The organism is Dysgonomonas hofstadii, assembly GCF_014196915.1.
Classification (GTDB): domain Bacteria; phylum Bacteroidota; class Bacteroidia; order Bacteroidales; family Dysgonomonadaceae; genus Dysgonomonas; species Dysgonomonas hofstadii.
This window is the reverse complement of sequence record NZ_JACIEP010000012.1, coordinates 110,148-129,167: the sequence shown is the minus strand read 5'-3', so window position 1 is coordinate 129,167 and position 19,020 is coordinate 110,148. Positions and strand designations below refer to the sequence as shown.

12 protein-coding genes and 1 pseudogene are annotated in these 19,020 nt (G+C 37.4%); 8 read left to right on the top strand and 5 right to left on the bottom strand.

All coding sequences use genetic code 11. The features are described 5' to 3' along the window. Nucleotides 1-17: 17 nt before the first annotated feature. From GGR21_RS21135 to GGR21_RS15535, 5 genes and pseudogenes are all read right to left on the bottom strand, one after another. Nucleotides 18-335, bottom strand: a complete 318-nt coding sequence (locus GGR21_RS21135; RefSeq protein ID WP_332915603.1) for a DUF6660 family protein — start codon at nucleotides 333-335, stop codon at nucleotides 18-20. 129 nt (nucleotides 336-464) lie between these two features. Beyond that, nucleotides 465-890, bottom strand: a complete 426-nt coding sequence (locus tag GGR21_RS15550; RefSeq protein ID WP_183308150.1) for a Fur family transcriptional regulator — start codon at nucleotides 888-890, stop codon at nucleotides 465-467. 147 nt (nucleotides 891-1,037) lie between these two features. Then, on the bottom strand, nucleotides 1,038-1,568 hold the full coding sequence (locus GGR21_RS15545) for a dihydrofolate reductase family protein (RefSeq protein ID WP_183308149.1): 531 nt from the start codon (nucleotides 1,566-1,568) through the stop codon (nucleotides 1,038-1,040). A 486-nt stretch (nucleotides 1,569-2,054) separates the two neighbouring features. Beyond that, on the bottom strand, nucleotides 2,055-3,134 hold the full coding sequence (locus GGR21_RS15540; protein WP_183308148.1) for a tyrosine-type recombinase/integrase: 1,080 nt from the start codon (nucleotides 3,132-3,134) through the stop codon (nucleotides 2,055-2,057). A gap of 561 nt (nucleotides 3,135-3,695) precedes the next feature. After that, a pseudogene (locus tag GGR21_RS15535) lies at nucleotides 3,696-4,169 on the bottom strand (glutathione peroxidase); the annotation flags it as partial. A 249-nt stretch (nucleotides 4,170-4,418) separates the two neighbouring features. Here GGR21_RS15535 and GGR21_RS15530 point away from each other — a divergent pair. The 8 genes from GGR21_RS15530 to GGR21_RS15495 all read left to right on the top strand — a co-directional run bounded on the left by GGR21_RS15530 (nucleotide 4,419) and on the right by GGR21_RS15495 (nucleotide 18,978). Continuing rightward, nucleotides 4,419-4,724, top strand: coding sequence for a hypothetical protein (locus tag GGR21_RS15530; protein ID WP_183308146.1), 306 nt, complete (start codon nucleotides 4,419-4,421; stop codon nucleotides 4,722-4,724). A 193-nt stretch (nucleotides 4,725-4,917) separates the two neighbouring features. Then, on the top strand, nucleotides 4,918-5,454 hold the full coding sequence (locus GGR21_RS15525; RefSeq protein WP_183308145.1) for a DUF4251 domain-containing protein: 537 nt from the start codon (nucleotides 4,918-4,920) through the stop codon (nucleotides 5,452-5,454). 492 nt (nucleotides 5,455-5,946) lie between these two features. Beyond that, complete coding sequence (gene hepC, locus GGR21_RS15520) at nucleotides 5,947-8,031, top strand: heparin-sulfate lyase HepC (RefSeq protein ID WP_183308144.1); 2,085 nt, start codon at nucleotides 5,947-5,949, stop codon at nucleotides 8,029-8,031. Nucleotides 8,032-8,056: 25 nt separating this feature from the next. Continuing rightward, a complete protein-coding gene (locus GGR21_RS15515) occupies nucleotides 8,057-10,216 on the top strand; it encodes a surface glycan-binding family protein (protein WP_183308143.1) in 2,160 nt (719 codons plus the stop codon). Between the two features lie 29 nt (nucleotides 10,217-10,245). Further along, nucleotides 10,246-13,380 (top strand): SusC/RagA family TonB-linked outer membrane protein, encoded by a 3,135-nt coding sequence (locus GGR21_RS15510; protein WP_246348090.1) that lies wholly within the window; start codon nucleotides 10,246-10,248, stop codon nucleotides 13,378-13,380. Between the two features lie 18 nt (nucleotides 13,381-13,398). Beyond that, nucleotides 13,399-15,096 carry a RagB/SusD family nutrient uptake outer membrane protein gene (locus GGR21_RS15505; protein WP_183308141.1) on the top strand — a complete coding sequence of 566 codons (1,698 nt, stop codon included), beginning with the start codon at nucleotides 13,399-13,401 and terminating at the stop codon, nucleotides 15,094-15,096. 36 nt (nucleotides 15,097-15,132) lie between these two features. Continuing rightward, nucleotides 15,133-16,419 (top strand): DUF4995 domain-containing protein, encoded by a 1,287-nt coding sequence (locus GGR21_RS15500; RefSeq protein WP_183308140.1) that lies wholly within the window; start codon nucleotides 15,133-15,135, stop codon nucleotides 16,417-16,419. An 18-nt stretch (nucleotides 16,420-16,437) separates the two neighbouring features. After that, on the top strand, nucleotides 16,438-18,978 hold the full coding sequence (locus GGR21_RS15495; RefSeq protein ID WP_183308139.1) for a DUF4962 domain-containing protein: 2,541 nt from the start codon (nucleotides 16,438-16,440) through the stop codon (nucleotides 18,976-18,978). Nucleotides 18,979-19,020: the final 42 nt, after the last annotated feature.

Here is a 19,020-nt window from a genome sequence, read left to right as displayed (position 1 = left end):
TACAAGAATGTTACATTTTAAGCTTTAGGAGGTCTCCAAAGACTATTCAGATGAGATGAAGTTTGGTTCTCGTTATAAATAGCAATCTTTTTGACCGGAGTATTATCCATATTCCGAAGATCAAAGCTATTCTTTGCTATAAAATTGGGATTGTGAAAGCTGGAACATGCACAAAACGGAGTGCAGATTTCCTGAGAGGAATCGCTTTCATTATGAAATGTTGAAACTTGTTCTGTCTTATCTTGTAAAGAATCCATAGTCTGTATATTGCAATTGCATGGAAGCAAGGCAAGACACAGAAAATAAATACTTATTATAAAGACAAATGGTCTCATTTTGTTTTTCTTTATGCTACAAATATAAAAATAAATTTATGCAACTCAGTTGCAGATTTCTATTATTTGTTAAAAAAAGGTTTTAATTGGTCTATGTATTTATTAAATGAGGATCGTCGATAATAAATATCATGAATTAATGAACTTATTACATTGACCGCAATACCCTTTAATTACCATGTTTACACTTTCTATCTGCATAATGGGTGATAATTGAAATCTGGGAATAGATATATTTTCCAGACAAAATGCTTTCTTACAATAGTTGCAATAGAAATGCGCATGTAGGTCATCAATACTACAATGACATTCTTTATTGCATACAGAATATTTAATTGAGCCTGAGCCATCGTCGAAACTATGTATTAATTGGTGTTCGTGAAATAAATGTATAATTCGTGATATGGTCGATTTATCGACTGTATCGAGTGTTAGCTCCAAATCGGAAAGATTAAAAGCCCTGTCAAAATCGAACATTGCTTTTAAAACCAATATACGGGATGATGTCGGTTTGATATCCCGATCTTCCAGTAATTTTATAATAGAATCATTCATAATCGAAAATTATTAGATACAAATTTACTATATAACAAATGAGAATTCATTAATTTCATTTTTTTTAAAACTGTATAGAGAAAAGTGAGCATCCCTGCTGTCCATTATATTATATACCGTCTGGAAGTAATAATACCCTACATAAATTTAGAAAGTTTTTTGGTAATCGACTTTCAGTATTCCAGAATCGTAAACCTTGGTATCTATTACTTTCCACTTTGATCCTTTAGGCTGTTCAGGAAATAATAGAATCCCCTCACCTAAAATCGTAGGTATATAACTGATCTGCATTTCATCTATTAAATTTGCAGAGAGTAACATCGAAATCAATTCTCCACCCCCGAATAACCAAATATCTTTTCCCTGTTCATTCCGTAGAGCAGTAATGCGTTCGGTTATATTTTCCGTAATAAACTTAATATTTTCTTTTTCGCCCCAATCATGACGAGAAATTACATGAACTGTCTTGTCTGCATAAGCACCCATTGCATCCATGTTTGACATCTCACGCCAAGAGCGACCGCCCATAATAATAGTATCAATTGAAACAAAAAAATCTTTGTAGCCGTAATTCATTTCTTCAGTAATAGGAAATTCAGAAAGCCATTCAATACCACCGTCTGACTCGGCAATTCGCCCGTCAATGGATGTCGCAATGTAGAGGATTATCTTTCTCATGTTTTCTCTTTTAAACGTTACTAATTTTTAAACGTTCATAGTCCCACAAAAAAGAAGCGTGGAACTCACTCTATTCCAACACGAGGCACTGGTATACCCTTTGAAAGAAACAGGCAAGCCCACGCCATACTTTCGTATAGCATGAACATTGCGCTATTAGTCTCTTTCAAAATGAAAATTACCAGTTTTCGTGTTGAGACGTTCAGCGAACGTTATGTTATCTATAAACGGACGAGTCCGTTATTATTCAATTTTATTAATGCAAAGGTAATTATTTCGTATGATTTTATATTGGAGATACTACTGAATTATTTGTTCGAGTAAAAATCAATAGAAAAGAAATTCGTGGAAGTTGGAGTAGAGCAGAGTTTATTTTTATATCTTTACAAAAGATAAGTCGCTCTTTAATATAGTGAGGAAATTAAGCAGATATGAGAACGAAGCTGGTTTCTAAATCGTTACCTATTACTGAAAATAATTTCATAATCATCTGTTTTTCAGACAGTAAGAAGAATGTATATGCCTTGCCATATGGAAGGAAAGGCTCTTTCTGATTTTTGCTGCTTTTGCCCATCTTTTTAAAGCAGTGTTCGCATTATCATTTTTAGGTAAAGGAAATATTTGTTCGTTTTCACAAACACGATTCATATGTGGAAGCCAGTTCATTGCTTCGTTACTTATTGGAAAATCTTCGTATCTCTTTGTTTTACTGATTTGTAGACGTAATATCATATTCCCGGGATTATCCTTCCATAAATCTGACCAGGTGATTTTTGAAACATCACCATATCTCAATCCCGACAAACAGCAAAAGATAAAAGCACGTTTAACAGTTTCGTTTGAGCATTCGGTTTTTATTAGCCTTTTAACCTCATCTATTGTCAGAAACTCTCTCATTCCCTTTTCAGACTTAGGCTTATCTGACAACTCAATTTTTTCTAAAGGATTTTGGGTAATAATATCAGCTTTATAGGCCTTCCTTATAACATAGGAAAATTTTATAAATAAATTATGCTGGGTATTTGGAGCCAATTTGACAGCCTTCTTGCAATTTTTATAATTCTGGTTCTGTGCTGACCTGAGATAGTCAATAAAACCTAGTAAATAATCCTGGTTAACTTGAGCAAAAGTTGTCATCTCTCCTGAATATGCCCTAATCTGATTTGCTAAAGAATGTAATGTTTGATAATAACTTCTTTTGATACCACTCTTTTCTAAAGCAGTTTCAGCCAAATAACTTATATAATCAAGAAGATTGGTTTTAATCTTATTTGATGTATTTTTAAAACCATGTTGATTATTTTGAAGTTCTACTATCTTTTTAGATTTAACGGCATTTGCAAGGGCTAATGTTTCCAGATTTTTTATTTTATCGGCCTTTGTATGTTCAGGAATAAGATATAGTTGGAGAAACTCATATGATTTCTTGGTCTTTACCGTACCATTATCAGAGTATTTGTAACCTTCATATTTTTCAAGATAAATACTTTGACAACCATTTGCCAGTTTTTTAAAACGAATTTTAATTAATTCCTTTACTTTAGGGGTTGAAGTTACTCTTGTCATTTCCATACAATTTTATGTATTTAAAAATAAATATGACATAAAATTGTAATTTGTTTCGAGTAACAAATGAGTAACAAAAAAGTGTAAAAGATAGGTAATACAAAGTAAAATAAGAAAATTCAGAAAATGAAATAATTATATATAATTACCTGATATTCAATATTTTTGTTTGATTTTATTTTACTTTTTAAATCTTAATTGTTAATGCTTAATAGGCAAAGCCAGTCAGCCCCTTAAATACGAACCAATTTATCATCAATAATTACAGGCTTATTTTTTATAACAAGTAACAAAAATGATAAAAACAGTCAAATGCAAAGATAGTGATTTTCCTTATTAAACCTCCATAATAAACTTTTTTGTTACTATAGTTGAATTATTAGAAACATAATTGCATTACAATATGACGAATACAACAATATGAAATATTCTTTTTAATTTTTAGATTCTGAACTCATTCCCTACAAAATTTTCCATTTAGAGAAACGGCCACTCATCAAAACTCATGGAAGTCTTAGACTGAAAGGAAAAAGTTTTCTTAATAGCCTTTTTTATATTATTCGACAAAAGCTCTTCTATATCACGGCTAATCTTAGCCGGACTTGTTATCGGAGCGTAGCGGTCTACAACATTACCTTGTCTGTTAACCAGAAATTTAGTAAAATTCCATTTAATCGACTCTCCCAAAAATCCTTTACTGTTTGCTTTTAGGTATTTATATAATGGATCAGCATTTTCTCCGTTTACATATATCTTTCCAAAAGTTTTGAATGTAGTTTTGTACTTCATCTCACAGAAGCTCGCTATTTCCTCATTTGTACCCAGAGCTTGTGAGCCAAACTGGTTACAGGGAAAATCCAGTATCTCAAAACCTTTATCCTTATACTTTAAATATAAATTTTGTAAGTCTTTATACTGAGGTGTAAATCCACATTGAATAGCTGTATTTACAATCAATAACACCTTTCCTTTGTAAGCATCAAGTGAAACATCATTTCCCTGGATATCCTTCACCTTAAAATCATATACACTCATTTATATATAACACTTACATAGGCTGAATGTTGCAAAGAGTATGGAGGGTTAGCCTTACCCCTCCGGAACTAAGAAAACAAGGCATGTTCATTAATAAAAAATACAGCTTTTTAAAAAGAATGTTTTTTTAAGTTAGATTCAGAGATAAAAGCCGCAGAAGAAAAAGAACATTAAATATTTATCCTTTTTAAAATATTATCTGCTATTAATACGTCTGAATTAATACAAACTATAGTAATTCACAAATATATGGAAACAAAGACTATCGCAATAATAACAGATAAGGGAGCTCCCTGTAAACAAATTACCCAAAATACATTAATAAACGTTTTCCGGCTGGAAGAGGATAAGGTTTCAGGGTTTGAAAGTATCAGATTGGAAAGCTGTGACAATAATAGCCTTTCAAGGCTACTGAAGTTGAAAAAAATAAGCCTGGTTTATATAGATACGCTCAACCATGAACTGAAATCCCTGTTACAGAAACTGGGAATTGGAATAAAATGTAAGGATCAGTGGGAAGGTGATGAATTTATCGGAAAATTTGTTTTCGGATAAGTAATGAAGCCTTTTAAGCATTCCACAATTTTTAATCTCATGAAATAGTTTTATTTCATTATATATGTAATGGACAAACATTACCATAAACCCTTCAAGTTATTTAAGTTCAACAAAAGTTTTCCAGAGAACTCTTTTATCTGAAGAATAAACTATAATCAATCTTTTAATGTTATAATAAAAAATGAGAATTATGAATAAGATTGGACTCATATTAATAACAAGTCTGTTGCTTATTACAGGCTGTAAGACACAAGAGGATCCTCAGAAAAAAACTATACTACAAGCTGAGAGGGCTCTATGGAATGAGAAAGCATTGCAAGGATTGAATAACAAAAAATTTGTTTTAGAGGCTGACCGTATTGATTTTAAATATGGAAGATTTGCTTATGTTAATGCTTCCACAAATTTTATATCCATGCATGAAGATAGAGCAACTATTCAGATGGCGTTTAACTCTCCATATGCCGGGCCAAATGGAATAGGTGGAATAACCGTGGAGGGAAGGGCTTCGAATATAAAAATGGAAACTGACAAAAAAGGAAATGTAACATTCAGCATGATGGTACAAGGTACAGGTGTATCAGCGAATGTTCTTATTAAGATGAACCGAGGCGATAATAAATGTAATGCTACAATTACACCAAATTTTAACAGTAACAGAATAAACTTTACCGGAAATTTATATCAGGAAGATGATTCAAATATATTTAAAGGGCGTTCGCTTTGAAAGCGCATCTCTTTAGATTTTTTATAGTTTATAGTCTTAAAAAATCAGCATCAATCAACAATAAATCTTCTTATCACAAGCAAGTATCGCACACATCTTATCTATGAAAAAGTAATTGTCTCAATAAAAATTACTTCGCTCATTACTATTTAATAAGTAAAAGGAGGCTTTACATTTTGGACTACAATATTAAGTTCCATACCATAAATTATTTCCAATAAGTGTAAATACACAAAAATGGGAAAAATGTTCTCCATGATATTTCCCCTAGCTGCAAAAGACAATGTATAATCTGCTTCACTAATTTATTAGAAAACGTGTCCACACCACAAAAAAAATCTCCTGTTTAGATAAAATTGATATTATATTGAATAAAATTAATATAATATGAGCAATTTCAACATTAGTATAAATAAATTTAACCACACCTTCCTGATGAAGAATTTATCTTTGCTTTACATAATTCTCCTTAAATCTAACAAGAATAAAAACATGAAACATCACATTCTCACTCTGGCAATACTCTTCCTCACATGCAGTTGCAGCGACGATATTCCTGAGCAATCAGGAGGTCTGGGAAACAACCAGGTCGGCCCATCAAAGCCGAACAGCGTTATCAACGCAAAACTTTTCGATATTATAGACTTGAGTTATCCGGGACTGGAAAAAGCAAAAGAGTTTTACGACGCAGAATTGTATTATGATGCAGCAAAAGCTATTCTCGATTATTACAGGCAGCGGACAGATATTAAAAACCCAAGTATTTCGCTCATTAATATAACGGTTAGTGAAGACGACAAACTGAAGGCCAATTTTGCATTGGACAACAATCGTTTTTTTGTAAATAATTATTATGAAGATGCATCAACAAAAAAACCATATTCTCTGAATAAAGAAGGGAAAATCGACTGGACTTTTAAACCTGATGGTGCAGATGATGAATACCAGAAACAATTACACAGACATCAGTGGTTTGTTCCCCAAGCTAAAGTTTACCGGACTACAAACGATGAAAAATATATCCAATCTTGGATATCTGTCTATAAAGACTGGTTGATAAGTAATCCAATGCCCGAATCAGGAACAAATAATACTACATGGTGGCAACTTCAGGTAGCCGAACGAACTGTAAGTCAGACTCAATTGTTTGATTATTATAAAAACTCCGTTAACTTCACTCCTGAATGGTTTTCGGAATTTATGTGCCATTTTGCAGAACACGCTGATTTCCTTGTTAAGTATCCTTATACGCAAGGAGGGAATATACTTATATCGCAAGCTAATGCTCTCGCTTTTGCCGGAGTATTGTTTCCCGAATTTAGAAACGCATCTGTATGGATGAACGCAGGTTATAGTATTTTAGATGAAGAAGTAAAAAAGCAGTTCCTTGATGACGGCATGCATTATGAGTTGGATTTTAGCTATCATATCAGTGCAATTGCTGATTTTTATGAAACAATAAAGCTTTCCGAAGCAAACCCATCTATAACTGGAAACTTACCCGCTGATTTTAATACGTCCTTACATAAAGCAGCACAAATAGTAATGCACTTTACTTTTCCTAATTTTTTCGATTCTAAATCAGGAGGGTATCTTGTCCCGGGATTCAATGACACACGGCAATCATCATGGACAAGGTCAGTTCTCACAAGAAACTACAACCGTTATGTAGAAATGTTCCCCGATGACCAGGAACTATTGTATATGGGAACTGCCGGTAAACAAGGTAAACAGCCGGACTTTGATCCAAAATCGTTTATCTCGTCAGGATATTATATACTAAGGAACGGCTGGGAGAAATCGTCAACCATGATGATCCTCAGCAATAATTACTCAGAAGAGGCTATAAAAGTATGGAGTCACAAACAACCTGATAACGGTACTTTCGAACTATATCACAACGGCAGAAATTTCTTCCCTGATACAGGTGTTTACTCCTACTATACGTCGGGAGGAGACAATAGCAGCCGGGAATGGTACAGACAGACAAAAGTGCATAATACAATGACACTGGATGGCAAAAACATCACAGAAGCCAAAGGAAAAAGCCTCAAGATTACAACAGTAAATAATGTGGAGATCATTGCGTTCGAAAATCTCGGATACAGTAATTTGAAACACAGGAGGTATATCTTCTATGTCAATAAATCATTTTTTGTACTTGTAGACGAGGGTATAGGATCCGCAAGCGGCACTATCAATCTAAACTTCAATTTATGTGAAGGCAATGATAACGAAGTCATAATAGATACTAATCAAAACAAGGCCTATACAGCCTTTTCCGATGGTAATAATATGCTTATACAGACATTTGGCAACAATGTGATAACTACCGCCTCTTCGAACGGAAAAGTCTCCTATACTCCGGGAGTAGAAGCTGCAAGAAAGGCCTTTTCTGTGAATATGACAAAAACAGCAGAACAAACATCCAGATATATCACTGTATTATATCCGGTTGACAACGCTGATTCTGCACAAATAAACGCCACATTTAAAAATAATGATTTCATGGAAACAGGCGTAAGTCTGCAAGTCATTATCAATGGAACTACTTACGATCTTAATTGTAATTTATAATATGCTATAATAAAAAAATTGTACAATGAATCAAATTAACACTCAGCTTAGATTACTGTTCTTTTTGTTGATAGTTTTATTATCATTCGGAGTTTTTACCGCATGTGATGATACTGAAACAGTTGACAAAACAGACTTCGCAATTTACTATACCGGCATGACCGATATTGGACCGTCAATGACTGGTATAATCAGTTCGCCTTCATATATAGGAGGTACGCCTTACGATTTTGAAATAGTCAGAACAACGCTCAATGATGAGACTTATTCCGGCGAAAGTTTCGAAATTGACAAAGAAAACGGAAACATAACCATCTCTAAAACAGCTGGTATTCCCGTAGGACATTATAAGCTTACAATCAAATGCTTCTCGAACGGAAAGATGTATGAGTTTAGAGACATTGTTGAAGTGAATATGATGAAACCTGTACCTGATGGTATTACAGTAGAACCCAATAAATTAAAAGCGGATTATGCCGACGTAATAGACGCATCCAGTGAGATTGAATTACCTACTGCACAAGTAAATACTGATGGAAATCACGTTTCCATTAGAAAATATGAAATAGCGAAAAGTGACTTTTCTAAATACTTTGAAATATCATCTACAGGATTGATATCCATTGTAAGGGGAGATGCAGGTTTACTGCCGGGCAAGTATATTCTCTCGCTGAAACTGACAACAGGTGCTTCTGCCGAAGATGAAGGTATCTTTGAAAATGCTGTTGAAATAGATATTACATCAAGACCTCTTGCATTGGAATATACTCCATCCAGTGGTAAAATAGAAGAAGAGTCGGTACAGAGCGGAAGTACTACCTTTGAGAGTAATGCACCTGTACTCAAGGGTTCTCCGGACGATCTGACATACTCTATAAAAAGCGTAACACCTGCCACTAATAAGATAGAAATAAATCCTCAGACAGGCATTCTTTCGGTAAAAGAAAAACACGGATTCACTGCCGGTCAAAAATATTCAGTGAATGTAACTGTAAAAAATGCATATTCAGAAAGTGGTGTCGATTTCAATAATGTTTTCGAACTGGAAGTCGTGGAATACATAGAACCAATTCAAAACTTTAGCTATGAAAATCTGGAAGCTATACAGGCCGTTGCTTTCGAAAATAGTCCGGCGGCTGAGTTCAAAGGAGATGAAGTTCGATTTGAATTTATAGATCTGCCGGCAGCATTACAAGGCAAAATATCGATAGATCATGAAGGAAAAGTCAGTGGCCTGAAAGGAAATACAATTCCTTTGGGTAGCTATACAGTAAAAATCAAAGCCACAAACCCAAAAAGTGATCCGGAGCTACCATCTATAGCTTCTTTCTCCCTGATAGTAAAAGAAAACCCTAACTATTTTACATATGTACGTTATGGCAATAATCTCGGGTTGACACCTGAAAGTAATTATGCAAATCAGTTCCGCATTGCAGTAGGTGGCTCACATTCGGATGTAAGCCCTGTTCCACAAACAGACGCAAAAGTAGGCCTTACTTACGAAATCCGGTCTATACATCAATCAGCGGGTACTACGATAGATAGTAATTCCGGAAAAATAACCCTAGCAGGCCTTGCTAAAAAACAATGTGCAATTGTAATGGTCACAGCTATAGCCGGGAAAGGAACTCCAGCCGAATATTCTGTCCAAACACCGGTATTCTTCCATTATTCAGATTTGGTAAGTCCGGCCAGCAATGCTGCGGAAAATGTACTTATAGAATATACGCCTTTCGTCCTACAGGTAAATCCCAATTCAGGAGGACGGTCAACCAAACCCACCGTTACTGGCGTAAATAATATCGCATTGTTTACTATGGACTACAGAAGGACGTTCAATTATTACAACTTCTTCGGAACTCATCAGGATGGTCAGCCTAATGCAGCAGGATCATTTTTACAGAATCTTTGGAATAACTATGCCGAAAGCACAGGTACAAATCCGAATTACGGATCAAGAAACCCACTTTCATATTATGCCAATACTGGAAACATCGACAAAACACTGGCTTATGTAGACCCTAACTCCTACGAACTGGTAGTTAATCCAAATAAATGGATCTATAACGGTGAACCTGCAAACGGAGCAATGATAGGTCAGATAACATTCGAAACCAATGGAAAAGACCCTCAGAGCGGAGGACAAGTATTCCCTATTGTTTTATGGTTTGGTACTAATTTCTAATTACAAAAAATACTATGATATATAATATAATGAAAAATATAAGCTTTCGTAAGAGCATCACTATGTTTCTGGCATTTATACTGTCGGTTAGTTTATATGCGCAACAACTTACGATTAAAGGTAAGATAATAGATGAAACAGACGAGCCCCTGATTGGGGCAACTGTTTCGATAGTAGGAAAGACAGTAGGGGGATCTGCAGATGTGAATGGTGAATTCTCTATAAAAGCCTCTAAAGGTGAATCATTGCAGGTCAGCTATGTAGGATACATTACACAAACCATAAAAATAGCAGGTCAGAACTCATTGATAATAAGGATGGAGCCTACCTCATCATCTCTGGATGAGGTTGTGGTTATTGGCTACGGTTCGATGAAACGCAGCGACCTTACCGGTTCTGTGGCATCTGTCAGTTCCGAAAATATAGAAGGTTTTAAAACAAGTTCAGTTCTCGGGGCACTGGGCGGACAAGTGGCAGGTGTGCAAATCACTCAATTTGATGGCACTCCGGGTTCAGGATTCAATGTAAATATACGTGGAGTGGGAACTCTGACAGGCGACGCTTCACCTTTATATATAGTTGATGGATTTGAAGTCAGCAATCTTGACTATCTGGCCAATTCTGACATAGAATCTGTAGAGATACTGAAAGATGCATCTGCGGCAGCCATATACGGTGCCCGTGCAGCTAATGGCGTTGTGCTGGTTACAACCAAATCGGGAAAAGCCGGCCGGCCGATAATCACTTACAACGGTTCGGCCAGTTACCGCAAGATTTATAAAAAACTAGATATGCTCAATACGTTCGAATTCGTAAAGCTTCAAACGGAAGTAAATAGTAAATATGCCGATACATATTACAAAGAAGGCAATGGTGATGACGGTATCCCCTACAAATATCAATCAGCAGAAGACTATATTGGCGTAAACGGGATTAACTGGCAGAACGAAACATTCCGTCCTACATGGTCGCAGGATCACAGTGTATCGATATACGGAGGTTCTGAAGAATCGAAATACAATATATCTTTCGCCCGGTATGATGAAAACGGAATTTTTAACAATAGCGGTTTCGATAAAACATCTGCCAAAATGAGAATCGATCAGAAACTATTCAAAAATCTGAAATTCGATGCCACTATAAACTATGCTGTAACTAACAGAAAAGGTGTGGGAACAACCGCCGATGCCGGACGTTTCAATATGTTGGCACAAATATTAAGCGCGCGTCCTACAGGTGGATTGAAAGTTGATAATGAGACCTTATTGACATCAGCTATCGACCCCGAAATGCTGGAAGACGGAACAAGCCTGGCACAGGTAAATCCGGTGGTACAAACCCAATCTGTTACCAACAAAAGACGGTCAGAATTATGGTCAGGAAACCTTGCCGTTACTTGGGAAATAATAAAAGGGTTGTCATTCAAAACGGCGGCTACGTATAATACGACCTATAATCGTAACGATATTTTCTATAAAGACGGTTCGAAAGAAGCTTACCGTAATGGACAAAAACCTTATGGACAGACACAGATGGCGCGTAATGTAAGATTTACCAATTACAATAACCTTACATGGAAACAAACAATCGATAAAAAGCATAAGTATGACGTTATGCTGGGACACGAGGTATCTTATAACAGTTCGGAATATTTATTGGGGCAGGCAATGGACTTCCCATTCGATAATCTGGGAAATGATAACTTAGGGATTGGAGCTACTCCCAGTAAAGTAGAAACTGATTTTTATAACAAGAAGATGTTATCGTTTTTTGCACGGGCTAATTATAATTATGATAACAGGTACTTGTTGACTGCAACGATGCGTACTGATGCATCCAGCGTATTTTCAAAAAACAATAAATGGGGATATTTTCCTTCTTTCTCTGCAGCATGGCGTGTTTCAGAAGAGGCATTTATGAAAGATATTAAGGCTGTATCTAATCTTAAATTCAGGTTAGGATGGGGTGTTGTAGGCAACGATCGCATTTCAAATTACCTTTCATTAGACCTATATGAGATAAGTAAATACGGCATAGGCAGTACCACCAATACAGTATTGATGCCAAAACAACTGAGAAATGAAAATCTGAAATGGGAAGGGTCTTCTACAGTCAATTTAGGTTTAGATCTGGGATTATTCAATAGTAGATTGAACCTTACAGCCGATTTATTCGTAAAAGACACTAAGGACCTGTTATTAGCACAATCACTTGCGCACGTAACTGGTTTCTCATCACAGTATCAGAATATCGGAAAGATCCGTAATAAAGGAGTGGAACTGAGTCTTAACAGCATAAACATCCAGAATAAAAACTTTCAATGGGAGACTAATCTCAACATATCATTCATTAAAAATGAGTTGAGATCATTGCAGTCTGGCGTAGATGCAATGTATACCCGTTCTGGATTCGACAGCAATTTTACCGAAAATGACTATGTTGCAATGGTAGGATCTTCCTTAGGGCTTATTTACGGTTACGAATTCGACGGCGTTTATCAGCATTCCGATTTTAATACTACTCCTGATGGAAGCCTTGTTCTTAAAGATGGAGTAACCGATAACCGCAGGCTTACAGGAGGAGCGTTCCCTGGAGGAGTAAAATATAAAGACCAGGATGGTGATGGTATTATTACTACTAACGACCGTACAGCTATAGGGAATGCCATCCCGAAATGGTATGGAGGTATTACAAACACATTCAACTATAAAGGTATCGACCTGAGCATCTTGCTACAATTTAATTATGGCAATGATGTTTATAATGCGACCAGATTATATGCGACACAGTCGCGCAGAGGACGTACTAATATGCTGGCGGAAGTCGCCGACAGATGGACCCCGACTAATGCATCGAACAAAGTCCCTTCTACTCAGGGCTATGTAACCAATGATGTCTATTCCCGGTTTGTAGAAGACGGTTCATTCCTTCGTCTGAAAAATGTCACTTTGGGATATACATTCCCTGTTAAATGGACAAAAAAAGCATATATATCCAAATTAAGAGCTTATGCTTCCGGCCAGAATCTATTCTGTATATCAGGATACAGCGGATATGATCCAGAAGTGAGTACTGCTGGAAATAATCCTATGACTCCCGGACTCGATTGGGGTGCTTATCCTAAGAGCAGAGTCTTTACTTTCGGGCTGGAAATTCAATTTTAATCAACAAATGAAGAACAAATGAAAAAAATAATTTATTATATACTGATTCCGGCAATGTTAATGCTAAATGCTGCTTGTTCAGACTTTCTGGATGAAGAATCAAAAACAGACATAGATAAAGGTAAGTATATGCTCAATGCCTCCGAAGCAGAAACCGTATTACTGGGAGTTTATCGCAATATGGTAACTGATGCCATGTACGGATACCATATGTCTATATTATTCACTATGGGTACAGATATTTCGCAAGTGGAAGGTAGTACCAATGAGAACTTCCGCATCATTCCTACAAATTCGTTTTCGGCTAATCAGGCTGAGATACAAAATACTTGGGCCACATTGTATAATTCCATATATAATGCAAACGATTTTATAGAAGAGATACAGCGCAAAATGGTAAACTATACGGATACTGACAAGAGCCTCGCCACTATTTACATTGCCGAAGCCCGGGGATTACGTGCATTATACAATTTCGAACTGGTACGCAGATACGGAAACATCGCATTAATGGCCAATACAGCCATGTCTAGCCAGCATCCTTCATCCTTTGTACAAGAAGACCCGATTAAGGTCTATGAATTTATCGAACAAGATTTATTATATGCTATTGAGAATCTCCCTTATGCAATAGATGACTCGTCACGGAGAAACAGTAGCTTCCGTCTTTCAAAAGGCTCTGTGCTCGGGCTCCTTGCCAAAGTATACGCTACCTGGGCCGGTTATCCCATAAAAGATGAATCAAAATGGGAAAAAGCTGCTAAAACGGCACAAATTCTGATAGAATCCGGAAAGCATGACCTCTTAGAGGATTATGAGCAGTTGTGGAAAAACTCAGGAGCAGGGGTTTGGGACTCTAAAGAGAGCCTGATTGAAGTATCTTTCTATTCTCCCACTACTACAGGAGCGGCAACAGACCCTGTAGGACGTATAGGAAAATGGAATGGAGTGAAAGCAACAGCAATCGCCGGAGAGCGGGGAAGTAATGCCGGAAATGTAAAAGTAGTACATACTTTTATTCTCGACTGGAGAAACTATGAAGGAGACAAGCGTAGAGACATCGCCGTCGCTAATTACAGATATGATCCCCAGAAAACACTTTGGGTAAAAGGTGCAAGCGATACGGAAGATATTGCTATTGCCAATGATGCAGATCCACTAAAAAAACAGAAAGAAAAGCAAAATTACACTCCGGGTAAATGGGATACCGAAAAATATGTACCTCAAAGCAACAAGCTCATTAACAATGACAAATCGAATGTTAACTGGTATATACTTCGCTACGCCGATGTGTTGCTGATATATGCAGAAGCCCTTAATGAATGGAAGAAAAGTCCTACAGCAGAAGCATATACCGCAGTGAATATTGTTCGCCGCCGCGGATATGGTTTACCAACAAATACAACCAGTAATGTGGCCGATCTTCCAAGCGGGCTGAACGAAGACGGATTCCGGCAGGCTATACGTAAAGAGCGGGCATTTGAGCTGGCTTTTGAAGGACATAGAAGACTCGACCTGATACGCTGGGGCATCTATTATGAAACTGTAAAAGAAACAGCAGGAGCATTGGGTACCTGGTGGAGTTCTTCCGATTCTCCTAATTATGCCGTTGCAAAGCCCGGATTTACAACAAAAGGCAAACACGAGCTATTCCCTATACCACAGCGGGATATGGACCTGATGTCTCAGTTTAAACAAAATCCCGGATGGCAATAATATTAATATTAATGAGATATAAGTACTAAAGTAAAGATGAATAACTTGAAAACAAAACTAGCTATTTGTATTTGCCTGTTGGCGGCAATGGTATCGTGTAACAACAAATCGAAGGAAGATCATAGTTGGATAAAGAAAAGCATTGATGTATCAGTTGCTCAGTTGGATATGACTGCCCGAGAGATTTCTGATTCAGCAAAAATACCCCGTTCCATATGGGTAGGATACGATACCGAGTTCCTATGTAAACAATTAGAGAAAGATTATTCGGCATTTAAAGATTCGTTACGTCCCAATCCAAACAGCAATAGACTTGGACAGAGAAGACTAGCCGACGTTTACGACTGGACAAGTGGATTCTTTCCGGGCAGCTTATGGTACGCGTACCACATTACAGGAGATAATTCCTTGAAGGAACAAGCGACCAGATATACCAATCTGCTATATCCTGTCAGCAATTACACAAAAACTCACGATCTGGGTTTTATGATCAATTGCAGTTACGGTAACGCAGAGCGTTTTGCTGCTAACGATACAATTATCCCTATACTTATCCGCACAGCTGATAACCTTATTTCGAGATTCGACCCCACTATAGGAGCGATTCGTTCCTGGGATTTCGGAACATGGAATTTTCCTGTGATTATAGACAATATGATGAATCTGGATCTACTATTCTATGTATCCCATCTTACAGGTGATAGCAAATACAAGGATGTTGCCCTGATACATGCAGATAAAACAATGGCAAACCATTTCCGTCCCGATTATTCTTCATACCATGTAGTAAGTTACAATAATGACGGTACGGTAGAGCGCAGACAAACACATCAGGGAAAAAACGATGAATCTTCGTGGTCGCGTGGACAAGCCTGGGCCGCATACGGCTATGTCTCATGCTATAGGGAAACTAAGAACAAAGCCTATCTGGATCAGGCAATCAATATAGCAACATTCATAATGAGCAGAGTTAAAACGGCTGATCTTATTCCGTTATGGGATTACGATGCACCTGATACACCAGAAACTCCCCGCGATGCATCTGCCGCATCCATCACAGCTTCTGCATTCATTGAACTCAGTACTATGGTTGAGGATGGCAGTAAATATTTCGATTATGCTGAAAAGATTCTTCAAAATCTCTCCAGCGATAATTATCTCGCTACTCTAGGATCCAATCAGGGCTTTATATTAAAACACTCCACAGGTTCATTACCAAATGGTTCGGAGATAGACGTACCCCTAAATTACGCCGATTATTATTTCCTTGAGGGTCTGGACAGATATATGAAACTGAAGAATATAGAATACAAAGATTTATAATAAAATAAAAAACCGTATATGTCAGCAAAATATCTCGTTACAGTTATTTCTTCAGTCTTCCTTCTCTCTTCTTCATTTGCTCAAAATAAAGAAATAGAAAAGCAGCCCGGCCAGAAAGCGCTTTACCCGCGTTATCGTGAATGGGCGGTTCCTACGGACGGTAAGGTCGTAAATATGAATCCTCCGGCTTTGCTCTGGCCTGCAAAAAAAGGTAAGACATACAAGGTAAGACTGTCACAGGATAATACATTCCCCAAAGAAAACACAATAGAGAGTAGCGAGATACAATGGGCTATGTACAGTACTCACAGAAAGGTAAATGTTGGTAAATGGTATTGGCAGTATGGTACTGTTACTCCAGCCGGCATAGAATGGTCTGACATATACGATTTTAAAGTACAGGAGAATATACCAGAGTTTGAGACTCCTCCCATCGAAGAATTTCTAACGGATTGCAGTCTTTCCCACCCCCGGTTATATGTTTCTCCATCGGAACTGAGCGACTTCAAAGAGAGGAACAGAAATAATCCGGAAGCTGAAAATATTATAAAAAAGGCTGAAAGGCAACTAAAAGCCCCCTTACCGGAAGAAATACCTACACGCCCGCGTGACACAACCGATATGACCGTATCGCAGAGAAATGTCATGATGACTTTTATGTATCACCGCTTTGGCGATAAGGTAAAAGAGCCTGTTAAAAATCTCGCGATGGCATATCTGCTGACAGGAGATATAAAATATGCGGCAACAGCACTAAAACAAGCTTTACATTTAGCAGAAATGAATCCGGAAGGATATGCTACACGAGAAGATTTCAATTCGGCAAGTATAATGCTGGCTATGGCTGTGGCATATGATGTTGCATATGATATTGCGACACCCGAAGAAAAACAAACACTTCTAAAAGCTATTAGCATACGGGGAAATAAATTTTTCAACAAATATGCCAATGAGTTTGAAACGCATTCGATGGATAATCATGTATGGCAACATACCCTGCGCCGATTGTGCTTCACAGCTATTGCCACAATGAACGACCTACCCGAAGCAAGGCAGTGGCTATCGTATTGTTACGAAGTCTGGTGTTGCCGGTTCCCCATACTGGGAGGACATGATGGCGGATGGCATGACGGCACAAGTTATTTTCAGGTCAACTTTGAAACATTCATCTATATGCCGTTTATATTTAAAAGATTTACCGGTACTGACTTTTTTAATATACCCTATTATCGTAACCTTTCCCGATTCCTTATCTACTCTTATCCGAAGGACTCTTATTCCACAGGCTTCGGAGATAATGCGGAAAATCAGAACAAACCGGGAAAAAGTTACTGGGGATTTGCAGATGCACTGGCACGTGAGCTACATGATCCTTATGCCCGGTGGTATGCGGATGAGATAAGCGAAGAAAAAAAAGAAATAGTAAATGAGAGCACCAATTTCTCTTTTTATCGGTTAATGACCAAAAATAGGTATGGAGATATAATTCCGCGTTCGCCAAAACACTTACCTCAAAGCTTATTATTCAGAAACGCCGGTTTTGCATTGATGCATAACGATGTAACCAATACACCCAATGACGTGATGATTTCCTTCATGGATCTCCCATTCGGATCGACAGGTCATGCACATGCTGCACATAATGGTTTTGGAATCAATGTGGGAGGAAAGCAAATGTTTGGAGGATCGGGACATTACAGCAACTTCACAGATAAGCATACACTGATGCATTACCGCACCCGTGGACATAATACCATCCTGGCAGACGGCATGGCACAGGTAATAGGTGAAAATGGCTATGGCTGGATAGCCCGTTTCAGGGATACCCCAGCGTTCACCTACGTTCTGGGAGATGCCACTCATGCTTATGGCCCGATAACTACTCCTTTCTGGATAGACAGAATGAAACAATTTGAGGTAAAATATACAAAAGAAAACGGGTTTGGGGATCCGGGAATTACTCGTTTCCGCAGGCATTTCATATTTCTCCGGCCGAATATTATTGTTATATACGATGAATTGAAAGCAAAAAGACCTGTTGAATGGACATGGCTGCTACATTCCTATAATAAAATGGAAAAAGGAGATAAAGAAAATGTAATCTGGGGTCAGAATGAAGTCGCCGACAGCAGAGTCGATATCTTTTGTCAACAACCGTCAAGAAGTTACATAACCGATGAATTCTTCTCTCCTGCAATCAACTGGAAAAACCGGGGAGGGTCTGATAATGGCCAACCATATGAGTATGCTAAACACTGGCATCTGGAGTTTTCGACATTAGATAAATCCGAATCCAACAGATTCCTGACAATAATTCAACTGGATAAAAAAGGAACTTCTAAAAAAATCGGTTCGCCGGAATCCGGACAGAACGGACTGTGGAAAATCAATGGATGGATTATAGAAGCTGAGATGGACGGGCAAAAAAAACCTTCCCTTAAAATAAAAAATGGGAAAGGAGATGCGGTAGAATATATAAATCAGGGTAAAACTATCATTCGTGAAAAAGGCAAAATAATAGATCAGCTGACAGACGAATTGCCTGATATTGCAAGATAATGTTCATACCTTTATTGTTTAAGTCAACATCATAATCACATA

Coding starts and splice junctions, on each gene's coding strand:
- GGR21_RS21135 (WP_332915603.1), bottom strand. CDS start 335: ATGAGACCATTTGTCTTTATAATAAGTATTTATTTTCTGTGTCTTGCC.
- GGR21_RS15550 (WP_183308150.1), bottom strand. CDS start 890: ATGAATGATTCTATTATAAAATTACTGGAAGATCGGGATATCAAACCG.
- GGR21_RS15545 (WP_183308149.1), bottom strand. CDS start 1,568: ATGAGAAAGATAATCCTCTACATTGCGACATCCATTGACGGGCGAATT.
- GGR21_RS15540 (WP_183308148.1), bottom strand. CDS start 3,134: ATGACAAGAGTAACTTCAACCCCTAAAGTAAAGGAATTAATTAAAATT.
- GGR21_RS15530 (WP_183308146.1), top strand. CDS start 4,419: ATGGAAACAAAGACTATCGCAATAATAACAGATAAGGGAGCTCCCTGT.
- GGR21_RS15525 (WP_183308145.1), top strand. CDS start 4,918: ATGAATAAGATTGGACTCATATTAATAACAAGTCTGTTGCTTATTACA.
- hepC (WP_183308144.1), top strand. CDS start 5,947: ATGAAACATCACATTCTCACTCTGGCAATACTCTTCCTCACATGCAGT.
- GGR21_RS15515 (WP_183308143.1), top strand. CDS start 8,057: ATGAATCAAATTAACACTCAGCTTAGATTACTGTTCTTTTTGTTGATA.
- GGR21_RS15510 (WP_246348090.1), top strand. CDS start 10,246: ATGAAAAATATAAGCTTTCGTAAGAGCATCACTATGTTTCTGGCATTT.
- GGR21_RS15505 (WP_183308141.1), top strand. CDS start 13,399: ATGAAAAAAATAATTTATTATATACTGATTCCGGCAATGTTAATGCTA.
- GGR21_RS15500 (WP_183308140.1), top strand. CDS start 15,133: ATGAATAACTTGAAAACAAAACTAGCTATTTGTATTTGCCTGTTGGCG.
- GGR21_RS15495 (WP_183308139.1), top strand. CDS start 16,438: ATGTCAGCAAAATATCTCGTTACAGTTATTTCTTCAGTCTTCCTTCTC.